Origin of the sequence: Rubrivirga litoralis (assembly GCF_031846415.1) — a bacterium.
In the GTDB taxonomy this organism is placed as follows: domain Bacteria; phylum Bacteroidota; class Rhodothermia; order Rhodothermales; family Rubricoccaceae; genus Rubrivirga; species Rubrivirga litoralis.
In genome coordinates this window covers 1-332 of sequence record NZ_JAVRHT010000099.1, presented here as the reverse complement: position 1 = coordinate 332, position 332 = coordinate 1, and the positions used below count along the sequence as shown (strand labels likewise).

1 protein-coding gene is annotated in these 332 nt (G+C 68.1%); it reads left to right on the top strand.

Translation table 11 applies throughout. The features are described 5' to 3' along the window. Positions 1–129: 129 nt before the first annotated feature. On the top strand, positions 130–332 hold a 203-nt coding region (locus RM540_RS16350; protein WP_489753818.1), incomplete at its 3' end, for a flagellin N-terminal helical domain-containing protein.

Below are 332 nucleotides of genomic sequence, written 5' to 3'. Positions count from 1 at the left end.
CTCTCTGGGACCCGCGCCCCGGTTCGGCCCCGCCGACTTTTTTTGACCGCCGGCTTAAGCCACCGCAGGCCGTCCGATAACGGGGGCAGGAGCAACACCGCCCTCCCTCCCTCACAGTCCCCCCTACCCATGAGCATCGGAGACCTCAGCCGCATCAACACGAACGTCCAGTCCATGAAGGCGCTGGGCCAGCTGAACAAGACCAACAGCGAGCTCGGCATCCGCCAGCTCCGGCTCGCCACCGGCAGCCGCCTCAACCGCGCCGAGGACGACTCGGCCGGCTACTCGATCGCCAACAAGCTCAAGGCCAAGACCCGCGGCCAGGCCCAGGC